The organism is Streptomyces sp. Alt3, assembly GCF_030719215.1.
In the GTDB taxonomy this organism is placed as follows: domain Bacteria; phylum Actinomycetota; class Actinomycetes; order Streptomycetales; family Streptomycetaceae; genus Streptomyces; species Streptomyces glycanivorans.
In genome coordinates this window covers 3,014,913-3,028,761 of sequence record NZ_CP120983.1, presented here as the reverse complement: position 1 = coordinate 3,028,761, position 13,849 = coordinate 3,014,913, and the positions used below count along the sequence as shown (strand labels likewise).

Below are 13,849 nucleotides of genomic sequence, written 5' to 3'. Positions count from 1 at the left end.
CCGAACCCGGTCCGTCCTCTCCCTTCGGGGAGTTCCGCGACCTCCGTCGCACTCCCCGACCTCGTCCGAGGGGGTACGTCCTTCCGTGGTGACCAGCAACAAGCGCCGCATGCCCGACAGGCGCACCTACGTTCTCGACACCAGCGTCCTGCTGGCCGACCCCAAAGCCATGACCCGGTTCGACGAGCACGAAGTCGTGCTGCCGATCGTCGTGGTCACGGAGCTGGAGGCCAAAAGGCACCACCCCGAGCTCGGATACTTCGCCCGGCAGGCCCTGCGTCTGCTGGACGACTTCCGGATCCGGTACGGCCGGCTGGACGCCCCGATCCCGCTCGGGGACCTGGGCGGGTCGCTCCGTGTCGAACTCAACCATTCCGACCCCGGCGTCCTGCCCGCCGGCTACCGGTTGGGGGACAACGACTCACGGATCCTCGCGGTCGCACGCAACCTGCAGGCGGAGGGGTTCGACGTCACGGTCGTCTCCAAGGACCTGCCGCTGCGGATCAAGGCGTCCTCGGTCGGTCTCCTCGCGGAGGAGTACCGCGCCGAGCTCGCCGTCACCGACTCCGGCTGGACGGGGATGGCCGAACTGACCCTCGCCGGGGACCAGGTCGACCTGCTGTTCGGGGAGGAGAGCCTCTACGTCCCCGAGGCATCCGAGTACCCCGTGCACACCGGGCTGGTCCTCCAGTCCGAGCGCGGCAAGGCGCTCGGCAGGGTCACGGCCGAGGGCAACGTACGCCTCGTACGCGGCGACCGGGAGGCCTTCGGGATCCACGGCCGCAGCGCCGAGCAGCGCATCGCGCTCGACCTGCTTCTCGACCCGGACATCGGCATCGTGTCGATGGGCGGCCGGGCGGGCACCGGTAAGTCGGCCCTGGCACTCTGCGCGGGGCTGGAGGCCGTGCTGGAGCGCCGGCAGCACAAGAAGGTGATGGTCTTCCGGCCGCTGTACGCGGTCGGCGGGCAGGAGCTCGGCTATCTCCCCGGCAGCGAGGCCGAGAAGATGAGCCCCTGGGCGCAGGCCGTCTTCGACACGCTGTCGGCGGTCGCGGGGCGCGAGGTCATCGAAGAGGTGCTGGGGCGCGGGATGCTGGAGGTCCTGCCGCTCACCCACATCCGGGGCCGGTCGCTCCACGACGCGTTCGTGATCGTGGACGAGGCGCAGTCCCTGGAACGGAACGTCCTGCTGACCGTGCTGTCCCGTATCGGGGCGAATTCACGGGTGGTGCTCACCCACGACGTGGCGCAGCGGGACAACCTCAGGGTCGGCCGGTACGACGGAGTCGTCGCCGTGGTCGAGAAGCTGAAAGGGCATCCGCTCTTCGCGCACGTCACGCTCACCCGGTCCGAGCGCTCGCAGATCGCCGCGCTGGTGACCGAAATGCTGGAGGACGGTCACATCTGACCCTGAACGTCCTATAGATGCCGCCCGGCGAGCCAAGGAGCTTAGCCGGGCGGCATCGTGCTGTGCCGTCATTTCCGAAAAAGTTGTGCGCCAAACGAGGTGTGAGCTTTCACACGCAACACAGAATTGCAACGCGCCGTGTCCTTCCGGCAGAGTCTTGCTTCCGTCAGGCCCCGCATACGGCACTTGGGCACCTCCAGAGGCGCCACGCACCACACAACTCAACAATCGCCGTCCGTATGCCGCCCGCGAGTACCACGTGGCGCTCCCGCGAGGGAGTGCCCACCGGGCCCGTGCCTCCCGTGACCCAAGCAGTAGGGAGGCCAGTGTCAGGGGGCACGATTGCGCCCGCGAGGTCACCTAAGCGGGCGATGCTGGAAGGACACCATGTGAGCCGGATCTCGGTCCGGGGGTTCGCCGTGGCATCTGCCACCGCGGTCACCACCGTAGGCGCCGTCGTCGGCGTTGCGTCGGGCAGCACTCCCGCTGTCGACGACAACAACTTCGAGGCGGCCGCAGCCGACACCACGCTGCTCGCAGACATCCCCGCGGGCCAGCAGGCCCAGGTCCAGACCGCTTCGCTGACGCAGCAGGCCGACGCCCAGGCGTCCGCGGCCGACGCGGCCGCGAAGAAGTCTGCCGAGGAGACGGCCCGCATCCAGGCCGCCAAGGACGCCAAGTCGAAGAAGCAGGCGGCCGAGGACAAGCTGGAGGCGGAGCGCGAGGCCAAGGAGAAGAAGAAGGAAGAGGCCGAGCGCGCGAGCCGGTCCTCCGTCCGCGACGCCACCTCCTTCTCGGCACAGGGCTCCTACACGGTGGCCGAAGTCCAGGCGATGGCACGGCAGATGATTCCTGCCGACCAGTTCCAGTGCTTCAGCAACATCGTGAACCACGAGTCGACGTGGAACTACCGGGCGAGCAACCCGTCGTCCGGGGCCTACGGTCTCGTGCAGGCGCTGCCCGGCTCCAAGATGTCGTCCGCCGGCGCCGACTGGCAGACCAACCCGGCCACCCAGATCAAGTGGGGCCTCAGCTACATGGACGGCCGGTACGGCAGCCCGTGCGGAGCCTGGTCCTTCTGGCAGGCCAACCACTGGTACTAGAACCCCACGAGGTTCAGCGACCGACCTCGAGATGCCCCGCACCGATCACGGTGCGGGGCATCTCGCGTGTACGGTCGATCCGGACATCTCCGGGGGCGTGCGGGGAGCGAACGGGGGAAGGGAAAGATCCATGTCAAAACTTCCGGGGTGGCTCGGTCGGCTGGGCGCCGAACTCACCGAGATCGGGGCGCGACTGGAAGAACGCCGCGCCGAGGACGAACGCCGAGCCGACGAGAACGCCGTGAGCGTCTCGTCGTCGACGCTGTCCACGGTGGCCGCCGAACAGGTGCCGCGCCCGCCCGCGTACGCCCCCTCCGTGGCGGCGCGGCCCGACCCGGTGTCCGCGATTCCCTGGGGGATGCGCGTCGCGGCCGAGGCGGGCTGGCGGCTGCTGGTCCTGGCGGGCACGCTCTGGATCCTGATGCGCGTCATCAGCGCCATCCAGCTGGTCGTCCTGGCCTTCGTCGCCGCCCTGCTGGTCACCGCGCTGCTCCAGCCGACCGTCGTACGCCTGAGGCGGCTCGGGCTGCCGCGCGGGCTGGCCACCGCGGTGACCGCCGTGCTCGGCTTCGTCATCATGGGCCTGGTCGGCTGGTTCGTCGTGTGGCAGGTGATGGACAACCTGGACACGCTGTCGGACCGGGTCCGTGACGGCATCGACGAGCTGAAGCGCTGGCTCCTGGACAGCCCGTTCCATGTCACCGAGTCGCAGATCAACGACATCGCGAAGAACCTCAGCGACACCATCGGCACCAACACCGAGGAGATCACCTCCGCCGGGCTCCAGGGCGTGACCGTGATGGTCGAGGTCCTCACCGGCCTGCTGCTGGCGATGTTCTCGACGCTCTTCCTGCTGTACGACGGCAAGCGGATCTGGCAGTGGGTGCTCAAGCTGGTGCCCTCGCAGGCCCGGCCGGGTGTCGCCGGCGCCGGGCCGCGCGCCTGGCGGACGCTGACCGCCTATGTGCGGGGCACAGTGATCGTCGCCCTGATCGACGCGATCTTCATCGGGCTCGGGATCTACTTCCTCGACGTGCCGATGGCGGTCCCGCTCGCCGTCTTCATCTTCCTCTTCGCCTTCATCCCGCTGGTCGGCGCCGTGGTGTCCGGCGCCCTCGCCGTGGTCGTCGCACTCGTCACCCAGGGCGTGTTCACCGCCCTGATGGTGCTGATCGTCGTCCTCGCCGTGCAGCAGATCGAGGGCCACATCCTGCAGCCGTTCATCCTGGGCCGTGCCGTCCGCGTCCATCCGCTGGCCGTGGTGCTGTCGGTCGCGGCGGGCGGCATGATCGCGGGCATCGGCGGTGCGGTCGTCGCCGTGCCCCTGGTCGCGGTGACCAACACAGTGGTCGGCTACCTGCGTTCGTACGGGCAGGACCCGGTCGCGCTCCAGGGGCCGGGGCCGCACGGCGCGACCGCTCTCTCGGCCCTGCCGCCGAAGGAGCCGCCCGTCCCCGCGGACGCGCCCGTGGCAGGGGACGCGGCCGATCGTGGCGGCGAGCGCGCGGACCGGTCGCCGGACGGCCCGAAGCAGTAGGACGTGGCGGTCCGGGCGCCGGGGAGGCGGCCGGACCGGGCCCGCGCCGGACGCGGACATGAAGAAGGGCCCCGTCGACGGTCGGTCGTCGACGGGGCCCTTCCCGTACAAATGTACTGCGGGTCACTGCCCGGCGAGTACGGCCTCGGAGTCGAGGGTCACGCCGACCGCCTGGATCACCGAAGCGATCTTGACGGCTTCCTGGATGGTCTCACGGTCGACGCCGGCCTTGCGCAGCACCTGCTCGTGCGAGTCCAGGCACTGGCCGCAGCCGTTGATCGCGGAGACGGCGAGCGACCACAGCTCGAAGTCGACCTTCTCCACGCCCGGCTTGCCGATGACGTTCATCCGCAGACCGGCACGGAGGTTCCCGTACTCGGGGTCCGACAGCAGGTGCCGGGTGCGGTAGAAGACGTTGTTCATCGCCATGATCGCCGCTGCCGACTTCGCAGCCGTGTACGCCTCGGCGGAGAGGTTGGCCTTGGCCTCCGGCTCCAGCTCGCGCAGCACCCTCGGCGAACGCGAGGCGATCGCGCAGGCCAGGACGGTGCCCCACAGCTGCTGCTGGGGGAGCTCGCTGTTGCCGATGACCGAGCCGAGGTTCAGCTTCAGATCCTTGGCGAAGTCCGGTATGGCGGACTTCAGTTCGTCGAGTGCCATGTGGGTATCAGCTCACTCGCCGGAGAGGAGGGCGACCGGGTCGAGGGTGTTCTCGCCCTTGGTCCAGTTGCAGGGGCAGAGCTCGTCGGTCTGCAGGGCGTCGAGGACCCGCAGGACCTCCTTGGGGTTACGGCCCACGGAACCGGCGGTCACCATCGTGAACTGGATCTCGTTGTTCTGGTCGACGATGAAGACGGCGCGCTGGGCGAAGCCGTCCTCGCCCTCGATGCCGAGGTCACGCATGAGCTCGTGCTTCGAGTCGGCCAGCATCGGGAAGGGCAGGTCGGTCAGGTCCGGGTGGTCCTTGCGCCAGGCGTGGTGCACGAACTCGGAGTCGCCGGAGAAGCCCAGGACCTGCGCGTCACGGTCGGCGAACTCGTCGTTCAGCTTGCCGAAGGCGGCGATCTCGGTGGGGCACACGAAGGTGAAGTCCTTCGGCCACGCGAAGACGATCTTCCACTGACCCTCGTAGGTCTTGTGGTTGATCTGCTCGAACTCCTTGCCGCTCTCCAGCGACACGCAAGCGGTCAGGTCGAACTCGGGGAACTTGTCACCGACAGTGAGCACGCGCACTCCTTGCTGCGTAGGAAATCCCTTTTTGGGGGCGTTCCTGGGGGTTGGACAGCCCTTACCTTGGCACACAGTGCATTGATCACGGAAATAGCTACACTCGGTCGGGATGATCGGAGGTGCCTATCAGTGGCGTATGTAAATCAGGCTATTAGGGTCAAGCAGCCCAGCCTCTCGCAGCTGCGGGCCTTCGCGGCCGTGGCGGAACATCTGCACTTCCGGGATGCGGCGGCAGCAATCGGGATGAGTCAGCCCGCGCTCTCCGGAGCCGTGTCCGCGCTGGAGGTGGCACTGGGTGTCCAGCTGATCGAGCGTACGACGCGCAAGGTGCTGCTCTCGCCGGCGGGGGAGCGCCTCGCGGTGCGGAGCCGGGCGGTGCTGGAGGCGCTGGGCGAACTGATGGAGGAGGCGGAGGCGGTCCGCGCGCCGTTCACCGGCGTGCTCCGGCTCGGCGTCATCCCGACGGTGGCTCCCTATCTGCTGCCGGCCGTACTGCGGCTGGTCCACGAGCGCTACCCGGACCTCGACCTCCAGGTCCACGAGGAGCAGACCTCCTCGCTGCTGGAGGGGCTCGCGGCCGGCCTGCTGGACCTGCTGCTGCTCGCCGTGCCGCTCGGGGTGCCCGGAGTCACCGAGATGCCGCTGTTCGACGAGGACTTCGTGCTCGTCATGGAGAAGGAACACTCTCTCGCCGGGCGCACGGGTCTGCCGCGCGAGACGCTCCGGGACCTGCCGCTGCTGCTGCTCGACGAGGGACACTGCCTGCGCGACCAGGCGCTGGACATCTGCCGGGAGGCCGGGCGCACACAGGGGGCGCCGGTGACGACGACCGCGGCCGGGCTCTCCACACTGGTGCAGCTCGTCGCCGGCGGGCTGGGGGTGACACTGCTGCCGCGCACGGCCGTGACGGTCGAGACCGGGCGCAACGAGGCGCTGTCCACCGGGTACTTCACGGACCCCGCCCCCTCTCGGCGGGTGGCGCTGGCCGTGCGGTCCGGCTCGGCGAGGCACGAGGAGTTCGAGGAGCTCGCGGCCGCACTGCGCGGTGCGATGGGGACACTGCCGGTACGGATGACCGGCGAGGGGTGAATGCGCCCCCCGGCGCACTCACCCCTCGGGTCTCATCCGGAGCCTTCGGGTGTCACCCGGGCCCTTCGGGTGTCACTCCGTACGCAGACCGTCCGGGCACATCAGGCGCCACAGCAGGGGCAGCGAGAGCAGGGTCACGATCACGATCAGTGCCCCGCCCGCACCCGCCATCGGCAGGAACAGCCACCACTGGGTCACCGTCTTGTCCAGCATCCAGGTCATGACGGCGCCGAGTCCGAGACCGCCCGCGATCGCGACCAGGAGGCCGGCGGTCACCGGCAGGGCGGTCTGCCAGAGCACCGACCAGCCGAGGGTGACGCGCCTGGTGCCGAAGGCGACCAGGACGGACAGCAGACGCTTGCGCTCCCGGAGCTGCTCCAGCTGGGAGATCAGCATCGAGGCGGCGATGAGCAGCAGCGTCGCCACCGCGCCGAGCCGCAGACCCGTCTGCACGCTGGCGTACTGGCGGTCGCGTTCCGTCGAGGCCAGGGTGGCGACGCGCATGCCGGGGTCGATCCCGGCCGCCGTGTTCCGTACGTACTCCGAGACGTCCTCCACGCCCTCGTCGACCTTGATCTGCGCGATCGTCTGGGCACTCGGCAGGGTGCGGGGGTCGATGGCACCGACCGTCGCCATGATGCCCGAGTGCTCCTGACCGATCGGGTCGCGGCTCGTCGTGACCGTGGCCGCGTCCGCCGGCAGGGTCCACCGCACGGACTTCGCCTTCGGGTTCCAGCCGAATTCGGGGTTGAGTTCGACCTCCTCGCCCTTGCGCGCGGTCTCGTCGACCCAGTCGCTCATCTCCTTGTCGCCGCGGGGGTGGACGACGAAGGTGTTGCCCTCCTCGCAGGAGCTGATCTCGGCGAGCTCCTTCAGGGTGGCGCAGTCGCCGACGGTCAGGGAGGTGGTGGGCGTGACCTCGTCCTCCCCGAACGTCCCCGGCTTGATCACGTAGGTCTCGACCGTGCCGATGACGCGTTCCACCCCCTCGGTGGCCCGGAACTTCTCGATGGTCCGGGCGGCGGCGTCCCCGGTGACCTGCTCCGAGAAGGTGTGGAACTGGGCGCGCGAGGGGTCCTGGCCCGTCATCGACTCGAACTCGTCGCCGACCGCCGCGAACAGCATCTGGAGGGCCACCGCGCCGGCGACGGCGACGGTGATCCCGCTGACGGCCCGGGACGCCGCTCCACTGTTCAGCTGGAGCCGGCGCACCGCCAGCTGCCAGGCCGGTGCACCACCGCGCAGTCGGCTCACACCGGCCTCGATCAGCCAGGGCAGCAGCAGCGCGAGCCCGAACAGGACGAGTACGGCGCCTGCCGCGATCGGGTACGGATCGACGGCCTGGTCCTCCTCGACCTTGCCCGTCAGCCCCAGGACGGCCAGGCCCACGGCCGGTACCAGCAGGCGCCACCAGAGGCGGCGCCTGCGGCTGCCCGTGTTGCGCATGACACCCAGCGGCTCGACGGCCACTGCCCGCATGGCGATCAGTGTGACCAGCACGGCGGACAGCGGTACCGCCACGGCGATGAGCGCGGCCTGCCAGGGGGCGGGGGTCAGGTCGGACGGGAACGCGCTGTGGCTCCAGAGCTCGACATGGCCGACGAATCCGCGGCCCACCAGGAAGAACGCCAGCCCGGCCAGCAGACCGAGCAGCGAGCCGAACAGTGCCTCGCCCGCCGCGATCCGACGGGTCGTCCGGATGTCGGTACCGACCAGCCGGAGCGCGGCGAGCCTGCGGTCGCGGCGGTCGCCGCCGAACCGCACGGCGGTGGCGATGAAGATCGCGACCGGCGACAGCAGCACGACGCAGATCAGGATGACGAGGACGACCAGGACGGGGGTGAGCGGATCGGCAGAGGTGTCGTCGCCGTAACCGGCCAGCCGGTGCCCGCCGGTGGCGGTCGTCAGCGAGTCGTTGCCCGCGTAGTAGTACAGCTCCTTGGGGGAGCGCAGACCGGTGTCGGCGATCGTCGAGGTGATCCGGTACGGCAACCGCTCCTTGAGGAGGGCGCCCTCGGGCGAGGCCAGCAGCTCGCGCAGGGCTGGGGAGGCCGCCATCTCACCGGCCCCCGGGAAGGCGTCGACCCCGGGCGGGACCACCGGGTGCGCCCCCTCCGCGCGCATCAGGTAGCCCCCGACGGGGAGGCCGCGGTACTCCGTCGCCGCGTTGATCCGCAGGACGGTGCTGTCCGACTTCGCGACGACGGCGTTGCGTGACGCCGAGACCTCGTCACGAGCCCGGTCACGAGAGGCGCGCTCGTCGAGCAGATGCGGTACGGACGCCGCGGCCAGCAGCAGAGCCACCCCCAGCCCCACCCCGACGGCGGTGAGCACGGTCCGCGCCCAGCCCTCCCGCCCGCCCGCGGCGGCGAAGCGTACCCCGAGGCCGAGATCACGCAGCCAGGTCATCCGACGTACTCCAGATCACGGCAGCGGCCGTCGCGCACGACGACGTCGCGGTCCGAGTACGCGGCGACGCGCGCCTCGTGGGTCACGAGCACGACGGCGGTGCCGGCGGTGCGGGCGGACTCGGTGAGCAGTTCCATGACCCGCTCGCCGTTGAGGGAGTCCAGCGCCCCCGTCGGCTCGTCGGCGAAGACGACCTTGGGAGTGGCGACCAGGGCCCGTGCCACGGCCACGCGCTGACCCTGGCCGCCTGACACCTCGCCGGGGCGCTGGGCGGCGACGTTGTCGACCTCCAGGCGCTCCATCCACTCCAGGGCGGTGCGTTCTGCCTCCTTCCGCTTGACACCGTTGAGGCGGAGCGGCAGGGCGACGTTCTCGACACAGGTCAGCTCGGGGACGAGCTGGCCGAACTGGAAGACGAAGCCGAAGTCGGTGCGCCGCAGGGCGCTGCGCCCGGCGTCGGACATCGCGGACAGCTCGCGGCCGCCGTAGGTCACGGTGCCCGAGTCGGGGGTGACGATCCCGGCCAGGCAGTGCAGCAGGGTCGACTTGCCGGAGCCGGACGGGCCCATGACGGCGACGACCTCGCCGGGGTGGACGGAGAACGAGGCTCCGTCGAGCGCGGGGGTCGAGCCGTAGGTCTTGTGGACGTCGTGGGCGGCGAGCAGGGAACCGGCGGGAGTCACGGGAGGACCACCTCGGCGAGCCGGCCGAGACGCGCGGCGGTCAGTTCGAGCCACCGCAGATCGGCTTCGAGATGGAAGAGCGCGTGGTCGCAGATCAGCTGGTCGGCGAGATCGCCCTGGCGCTTGCGGTCGGTGAGGATGCGCATCAGGCGCAGGTGCTCGGAGCGCTGGGCGTCCAGGAGGTCGGCGGCGTCGCGGCCGGTGAGCAGGGCCAGGACGACCTTGGTGTACAGGGTCGACTGGAGGTAGGGCTCCGGCTTCTCGGGCTGCGCGAGCCAGGTGGCGACATCGGTGATACCGGCGTCGGTGATGGCGTACCGCTTGCGTTCGGGGCCGCCGTCCGACTCGACGCCGTCGACCTCGACGAGTCCGTTCTTCAGCAGCCGGGACATGGTCGCGTAGACCTGCCCGTAGTGCAGGGGGCGGTCGTGGCCGAACTTCTCGTCGAAGGTGCGCTTCAGGTCGTAACCGTGGCGGGGGCCGGACTCCAGGAGTCCGAGGAGGGTGTGTCCGATTGACATGCGCCGCACTGTACACGGTGTGTATACCTCGCATGCATAGAGGGTTCGGGCGCGGGAACGTCGGTGGGGGGCGGGCCGCCGTGGCCCGCCCCCCACCCACACTCACTCCGCGGAATCGGTCGGTTCCGGCGGCCCCGGCGGTTTCGGCGGGGCCTTCGGTGGCCGGCCCCTGCGGGCGATCGGCGCCGCCCCTCCCGGGAGCCGGCCCGCCTCCGCGAGGGCCCGCCGCAGCAGGAACTCGATCTGCGCGTTCGCGCTGCGCAGCTCGTCCGAGGCCCACCGGGCCAGCGCGTCGTGCACCGCGGGATCCAGCCGCAGCAGCATCTGCTTGCGGGAGGGGCCGCGCCGGGGTGTCCGGCCGGGGGGAGGGGCCGCGTCGTCGGTCACTGGTAGAGCGTGCCCGTGTTCAGGACCGGCTGCGCCGCACGGTCACCGCACAGGACCACCATCAGGTTGCTCACCATGGCGGCCTTGCGCTCGGAGTCGAGCTCGACGATGTCCTGCTCCGCGATCCGGGTCAGCGCCATCTCGACCATGCCCACGGCGCCCTCGACGATCTGCTGGCGGGCGGCGACGACCGCGCCCGCCTGCTGCCGCTGGAGCATCGCGGAGGCGATCTCGGGGGCGTACGCGAGGTGGCTGAAGCGGGACTCGATGATCCGCACGCCCGCTGCCTGCACCCGTGCGGTGAGCTCGACCGCGAGCTTCTCGGTGATCTCCTCGGCGTTGCCGCGCAGGGAGAGCCCGCCCTCCTCGTGGGCGTCGTACGGGTACTCGATGGCGATGTGGCGGACGGCCGCCTCGGTCTGCGTGGCGACGAACTCCAGGAAGTCGTCGACCTCGAAGAGCGCCTGCGCGGTGTCGTCGACCTTCCAGACGACGATCGCGGCCAGCTCGATCGGGTTGCCGTAGGCGTCGTTGACCTTCAGGACGGCCGTCTCGTGGTTGCGGACCCGGGTGGAGATCTTGCGGCTGGACGTCAGCGGGTTGATCCAGCGCAGGCCGTCCGCCCGGATCGTGCCGACGTAGCGGCCGAAGAGCTGGATGACCCGCGCCTCGCCCGGAGCGACCATCTTCACACCGCTCATGCAGAAGAACGAGGCGATGGCCAGCAGCAGTCCGAGGATGAAGAGCGGGACGCCGGTGGCGTTGTGGCCGTCGGAGCCGAGGACGCCTCCGACGATGCACAGGGCCACGCCGAGGAAGACCCCGAGGACGGTGAGCAGGAGCCCCAGGCCGCCGGGGATGGAGTGGGCGACCGTCTCCCTGACCTGCGGTGCGGGCATCTCGGGAGCGTCCGGCGTCAGGTCGGCGCCGGGGCCGTTCGTGCCGGGAAGGTCGTGCGGTGCGGACATGGATCCCCCGTTTCGGGCGGCATAGCGCCGCGCTAGCAATGTGATTACACATTATCGCGTCTCGCAACCTTGCGCACCCCTCGCGAGTCGGTTCCTTCAGGACCGGGTGCTGATTCTCACGTCCGGAAAAGACCGGATCGCTTGCCATTTGTCCGGGCTCCCGGTGTTAGCTGGCAGGTCTGACCGGAGCGGTACGAGCAGAAGAACAGGAGCACCACAGCGATGGGTCGAGCGGATGCGCGGCGAGCCCAGGGGCGCGAAGCCCGCCGGGCCAAGGGCGGCGGCATACGCCGGCTCTTCACCTGGCGGAAGATCCTGGGCACGTTCTTCGGTCTCTGCCTGCTCGGCATGGGGGCCCTCGCGGCGCTCTACATGTACGTCGACGTGCCGGAGGCCAACGCCCAGGCAGAGAAGCAGAGCAACGTCTACAAGTACAGCGACGGCACACTCCTGGCCCGGAGCAACTCCGAGGTCAACCGGGAGATAGTCGACCTCGGCGTCGTGCCCAAAAGCGTCCAGCACGCCTTCGTCGCCGCCGAGAACAAGTCCTTCTACCGCGACCAGGGCATCGACCTGAAGGGCACCGCGCGCGGCCTGTTCAACACGCTCTCAGGCAAGGGCAAGCAGGGCGGATCCACGATCACCCAGCAGTACGTGAAGAACTACTACCTCACGCAGGACCAGACGGTCACCCGCAAGCTCAAGGAGCTGGTGATCTCCCTCAAGGTCGACCAGCGCACGGAGAAGGACGACATCCTCGCCGGTTACCTCAACACCGTCTACTACGGACGCGGTGCGAGCGGCATCCAGGCGGCGGCACAGGCCTACTACGGTGTCGACGCCAAGGATCTCGACACCTCCCAGGGCGCCTACCTCGCCGCCCTGCTCCAGGCCCCCAGCCAGTACGACTGGGCGAACGCGACACCCACCGGCAAGAAGCTCGTCAAGGCGCGCTGGGCCTACACGCTGGACAACATGGTCGACGAGGGCTGGCTCGACAAGGCCGAGCGGGACGGGATGACGTTCCCCGTGCCCAAGTCGCCCAAGGCCGCCCCCGGCATGGAGGGACAGACCGGCTACCTTGTCGAGGCCGCGAACGACGAGATGAAGCAGCAGGGCGTCACCGAGGAGATGCTGGACGCCGGCGGCTGGACCATCACCCTCAACATCGACAAGAAGCGGCAGAAGCAGCTCGAGAAGTCGGTCGACCGGCAACTGGAGAGCCACCTCGACCGCAAGGGCAACAAGGTCGACGCGACCGTCCAGGCCGGCGCCACGTCCGTGGACCCGAAGACCGGCAAGGTCGTCGCGCTGTACGGCGGTGTCGGAGCCACCGAGCACTGGTACAACAACGCCACCCGGCAGGACTACCAGCCCGCCTCCACCTTCAAGCCGCTGGTGCTCGCCTCCGCCCTGGAGAACGAGTCGACCACCCAGAACGGCGACCTGATCGGCCTGAACACGGTCTACGACGGCACCAGCAAGCGCCCGGTCGTCGGCAGCGACACCCCGTTCGCCCCGCAGAACGAGGACGACGTCAGCTACGACAGCCCGACCGTCCAGAGGGCGATGGACAAGTCGATCAACTCCGTCTTCGCACAGATGGTCGTCGACGTCACCCCGAGTGCCGTGAAGAGGACCGCGCTCGGCATGGGCGTGCCGGACAAGAACTTTCCCGAGCGCCCCGCGATCACGCTCGGCACCATGAACGCCTCCACGTGGGACATGGCCGGGGTGTACGCCACCCTCGACAACCACGGCAAGAAGGTCACCCCGACCATCGTGAAGTCCGCCGAGCACCGCGACCACACCATGGAGCCCGTCGACGGTGTGGGCGGCCAGGCGATCAGCCGGGCGTCCGCCGACACCGTGACGAAGGCGCTGACCGAGGTCGTCGACCTCGGCTCCGGACACGAGGCGAACACCTCCGCCTACGACGCCGCGGGCAAGACCGGTACCTCCGAGAACAACAAGGCGGCCTGGTTCGCGGCCTACACCCCGGAGCTCACGACGGTGGTCGCCCTCTACGGCGAGTCGCCCAAGGAGGGCGGCGGACAGGTCAGCCTCACTGGCACGGCCAACTCCGGCCGGGCCAACGGCGGTGGATTCCCCGCGAAGATATGGGCCGACTACACCCTGGGCGCGCTCGGGGGAGGGTCGGACGCGACCTTCGACCTGCGGGGAGTCGAACGCGGTGAGACGGCCGTGACCGAGACGCCGAGCGAGGAGCCGACGCCCTCCGAGACGCCGAGCGAGACGCCCAGCGAGGAGCCGACACCGTCCGAGACGCCGAGCGAGACGCCCAGCGAGACGGCGCCGACGCCCTCCGACACCCCCAGCGAGACGCCCACCTGGACGCCGAGCGGGACGCCCAGCACCACGAAGGACCCCGAGGACGGCGGAGCCCAGCCGCCGGGTGAACGACCGGGCGCCGACACCCTGCCGGGGCAGTAGCGGCACCGGCGGGAGCGACACACGAGGGGCGGGTGCCGGCCGGCACCCGCCCCTCACGCA

Annotated in this window: 12 protein-coding genes; 5 read left to right on the top strand and 7 right to left on the bottom strand. The window is 69.9% G+C overall.

Annotated elements, in window-relative coordinates; all coding sequences use genetic code 11:
- Positions 1 to 85 precede the first annotated feature (85 nt).
- The 3 genes from phoH2 (at position 86) to P8A20_RS12840 (ending at position 4,048) form a co-directional block, all read left to right on the top strand.
- Entirely contained in the window at positions 86 to 1,408 is a 1,323-nt protein-coding gene (gene phoH2, locus P8A20_RS12850; protein WP_147959291.1) for an RNA 5'-3' helicase PhoH2, read from the top strand.
- A gap of 389 nt (positions 1,409 to 1,797) precedes the next feature.
- Entirely contained in the window at positions 1,798 to 2,511 is a 714-nt protein-coding gene (locus tag P8A20_RS12845) for an aggregation-promoting factor C-terminal-like domain-containing protein (protein ID WP_147959292.1), read from the top strand.
- Positions 2,512 to 2,641: 130 nt separating this feature from the next.
- Entirely contained in the window at positions 2,642 to 4,048 is a 1,407-nt protein-coding gene (locus tag P8A20_RS12840; RefSeq protein WP_147959293.1) for an AI-2E family transporter, read from the top strand.
- 123 nt (positions 4,049 to 4,171) lie between these two features.
- On the opposite strand, the gene P8A20_RS12835 is transcribed toward P8A20_RS12840, so the two are convergent.
- A complete protein-coding gene (locus tag P8A20_RS12835; RefSeq protein WP_147959294.1) occupies positions 4,172 to 4,708 on the bottom strand; it encodes an alkyl hydroperoxide reductase in 537 nt (178 codons plus the stop codon).
- A gap of 12 nt (positions 4,709 to 4,720) precedes the next feature.
- Positions 4,721 to 5,275: a peroxiredoxin gene (locus tag P8A20_RS12830; protein WP_014154322.1), complete on the bottom strand. Its 555-nt coding sequence runs from the start codon at positions 5,273 to 5,275 to the stop codon at positions 4,721 to 4,723.
- A 132-nt stretch (positions 5,276 to 5,407) separates the two neighbouring features.
- Between P8A20_RS12830 and P8A20_RS12825 the strand changes: the two genes are divergently transcribed.
- The gene (locus tag P8A20_RS12825) at positions 5,408 to 6,367 is read left to right on the top strand and encodes a hydrogen peroxide-inducible genes activator (RefSeq protein ID WP_306103532.1); all 960 of its coding nucleotides are present in this window, start codon (positions 5,408 to 5,410) and stop codon (positions 6,365 to 6,367) included.
- A 72-nt stretch (positions 6,368 to 6,439) separates the two neighbouring features.
- Here P8A20_RS12825 and P8A20_RS12820 read toward each other — a convergent pair whose 3' ends face one another.
- From P8A20_RS12820 to P8A20_RS12800, 5 genes are all read right to left on the bottom strand, one after another.
- Positions 6,440 to 8,776 (bottom strand): ABC transporter permease, encoded by a 2,337-nt coding sequence (locus P8A20_RS12820; RefSeq protein WP_306103531.1) that lies wholly within the window; start codon positions 8,774 to 8,776, stop codon positions 6,440 to 6,442.
- Positions 8,773 to 9,459, bottom strand: coding sequence for an ABC transporter ATP-binding protein (locus P8A20_RS12815; protein ID WP_147959296.1), 687 nt, complete (start codon positions 9,457 to 9,459; stop codon positions 8,773 to 8,775). Before P8A20_RS12815 ends, P8A20_RS12820 begins: the two co-directional genes overlap by 4 nt.
- Positions 9,456 to 9,980 carry a PadR family transcriptional regulator gene (locus tag P8A20_RS12810; RefSeq protein ID WP_037828499.1) on the bottom strand — a complete coding sequence of 175 codons (525 nt, stop codon included), beginning with the start codon at positions 9,978 to 9,980 and terminating at the stop codon, positions 9,456 to 9,458. The genes P8A20_RS12815 and P8A20_RS12810 overlap by 4 nt, the downstream gene beginning before the upstream one ends.
- A 102-nt stretch (positions 9,981 to 10,082) precedes the next feature.
- A complete protein-coding gene (locus tag P8A20_RS12805; protein ID WP_147959297.1) occupies positions 10,083 to 10,367 on the bottom strand; it encodes a type II toxin-antitoxin system antitoxin in 285 nt (94 codons plus the stop codon).
- A complete protein-coding gene (locus tag P8A20_RS12800; protein ID WP_147959298.1) occupies positions 10,364 to 11,335 on the bottom strand; it encodes an SPFH domain-containing protein in 972 nt (323 codons plus the stop codon). Before P8A20_RS12800 ends, P8A20_RS12805 begins: the two co-directional genes overlap by 4 nt.
- Positions 11,336 to 11,557: 222 nt before the next feature.
- Here P8A20_RS12800 and P8A20_RS12795 point away from each other — a divergent pair, with 222 nt between their 5' ends.
- A complete protein-coding gene (locus P8A20_RS12795; RefSeq protein WP_306103530.1) occupies positions 11,558 to 13,789 on the top strand; it encodes a transglycosylase domain-containing protein in 2,232 nt (743 codons plus the stop codon).
- The last annotated feature ends 60 nt before the right edge of the window (positions 13,790 to 13,849 follow it).

Bases quoted from the DNA above. Each gene is read 5' to 3' on its own strand.
- P8A20_RS12795 (WP_306103530.1), top strand. From the start codon at position 11,558: ATGGGTCGAGCGGATGCGCGGCGAGCCCAGGGGCGCGAAGCCCGCCGG.
- P8A20_RS12810 (WP_037828499.1), bottom strand. From the start codon at position 9,980: ATGTCAATCGGACACACCCTCCTCGGACTCCTGGAGTCCGGCCCCCGC.
- P8A20_RS12835 (WP_147959294.1), bottom strand. From the start codon at position 4,708: ATGGCACTCGACGAACTGAAGTCCGCCATACCGGACTTCGCCAAGGAT.
- P8A20_RS12840 (WP_147959293.1), top strand. From the start codon at position 2,642: ATGTCAAAACTTCCGGGGTGGCTCGGTCGGCTGGGCGCCGAACTCACC.
- P8A20_RS12820 (WP_306103531.1), bottom strand. From the start codon at position 8,776: ATGACCTGGCTGCGTGATCTCGGCCTCGGGGTACGCTTCGCCGCCGCG.
- P8A20_RS12800 (WP_147959298.1), bottom strand. From the start codon at position 11,335: ATGTCCGCACCGCACGACCTTCCCGGCACGAACGGCCCCGGCGCCGAC.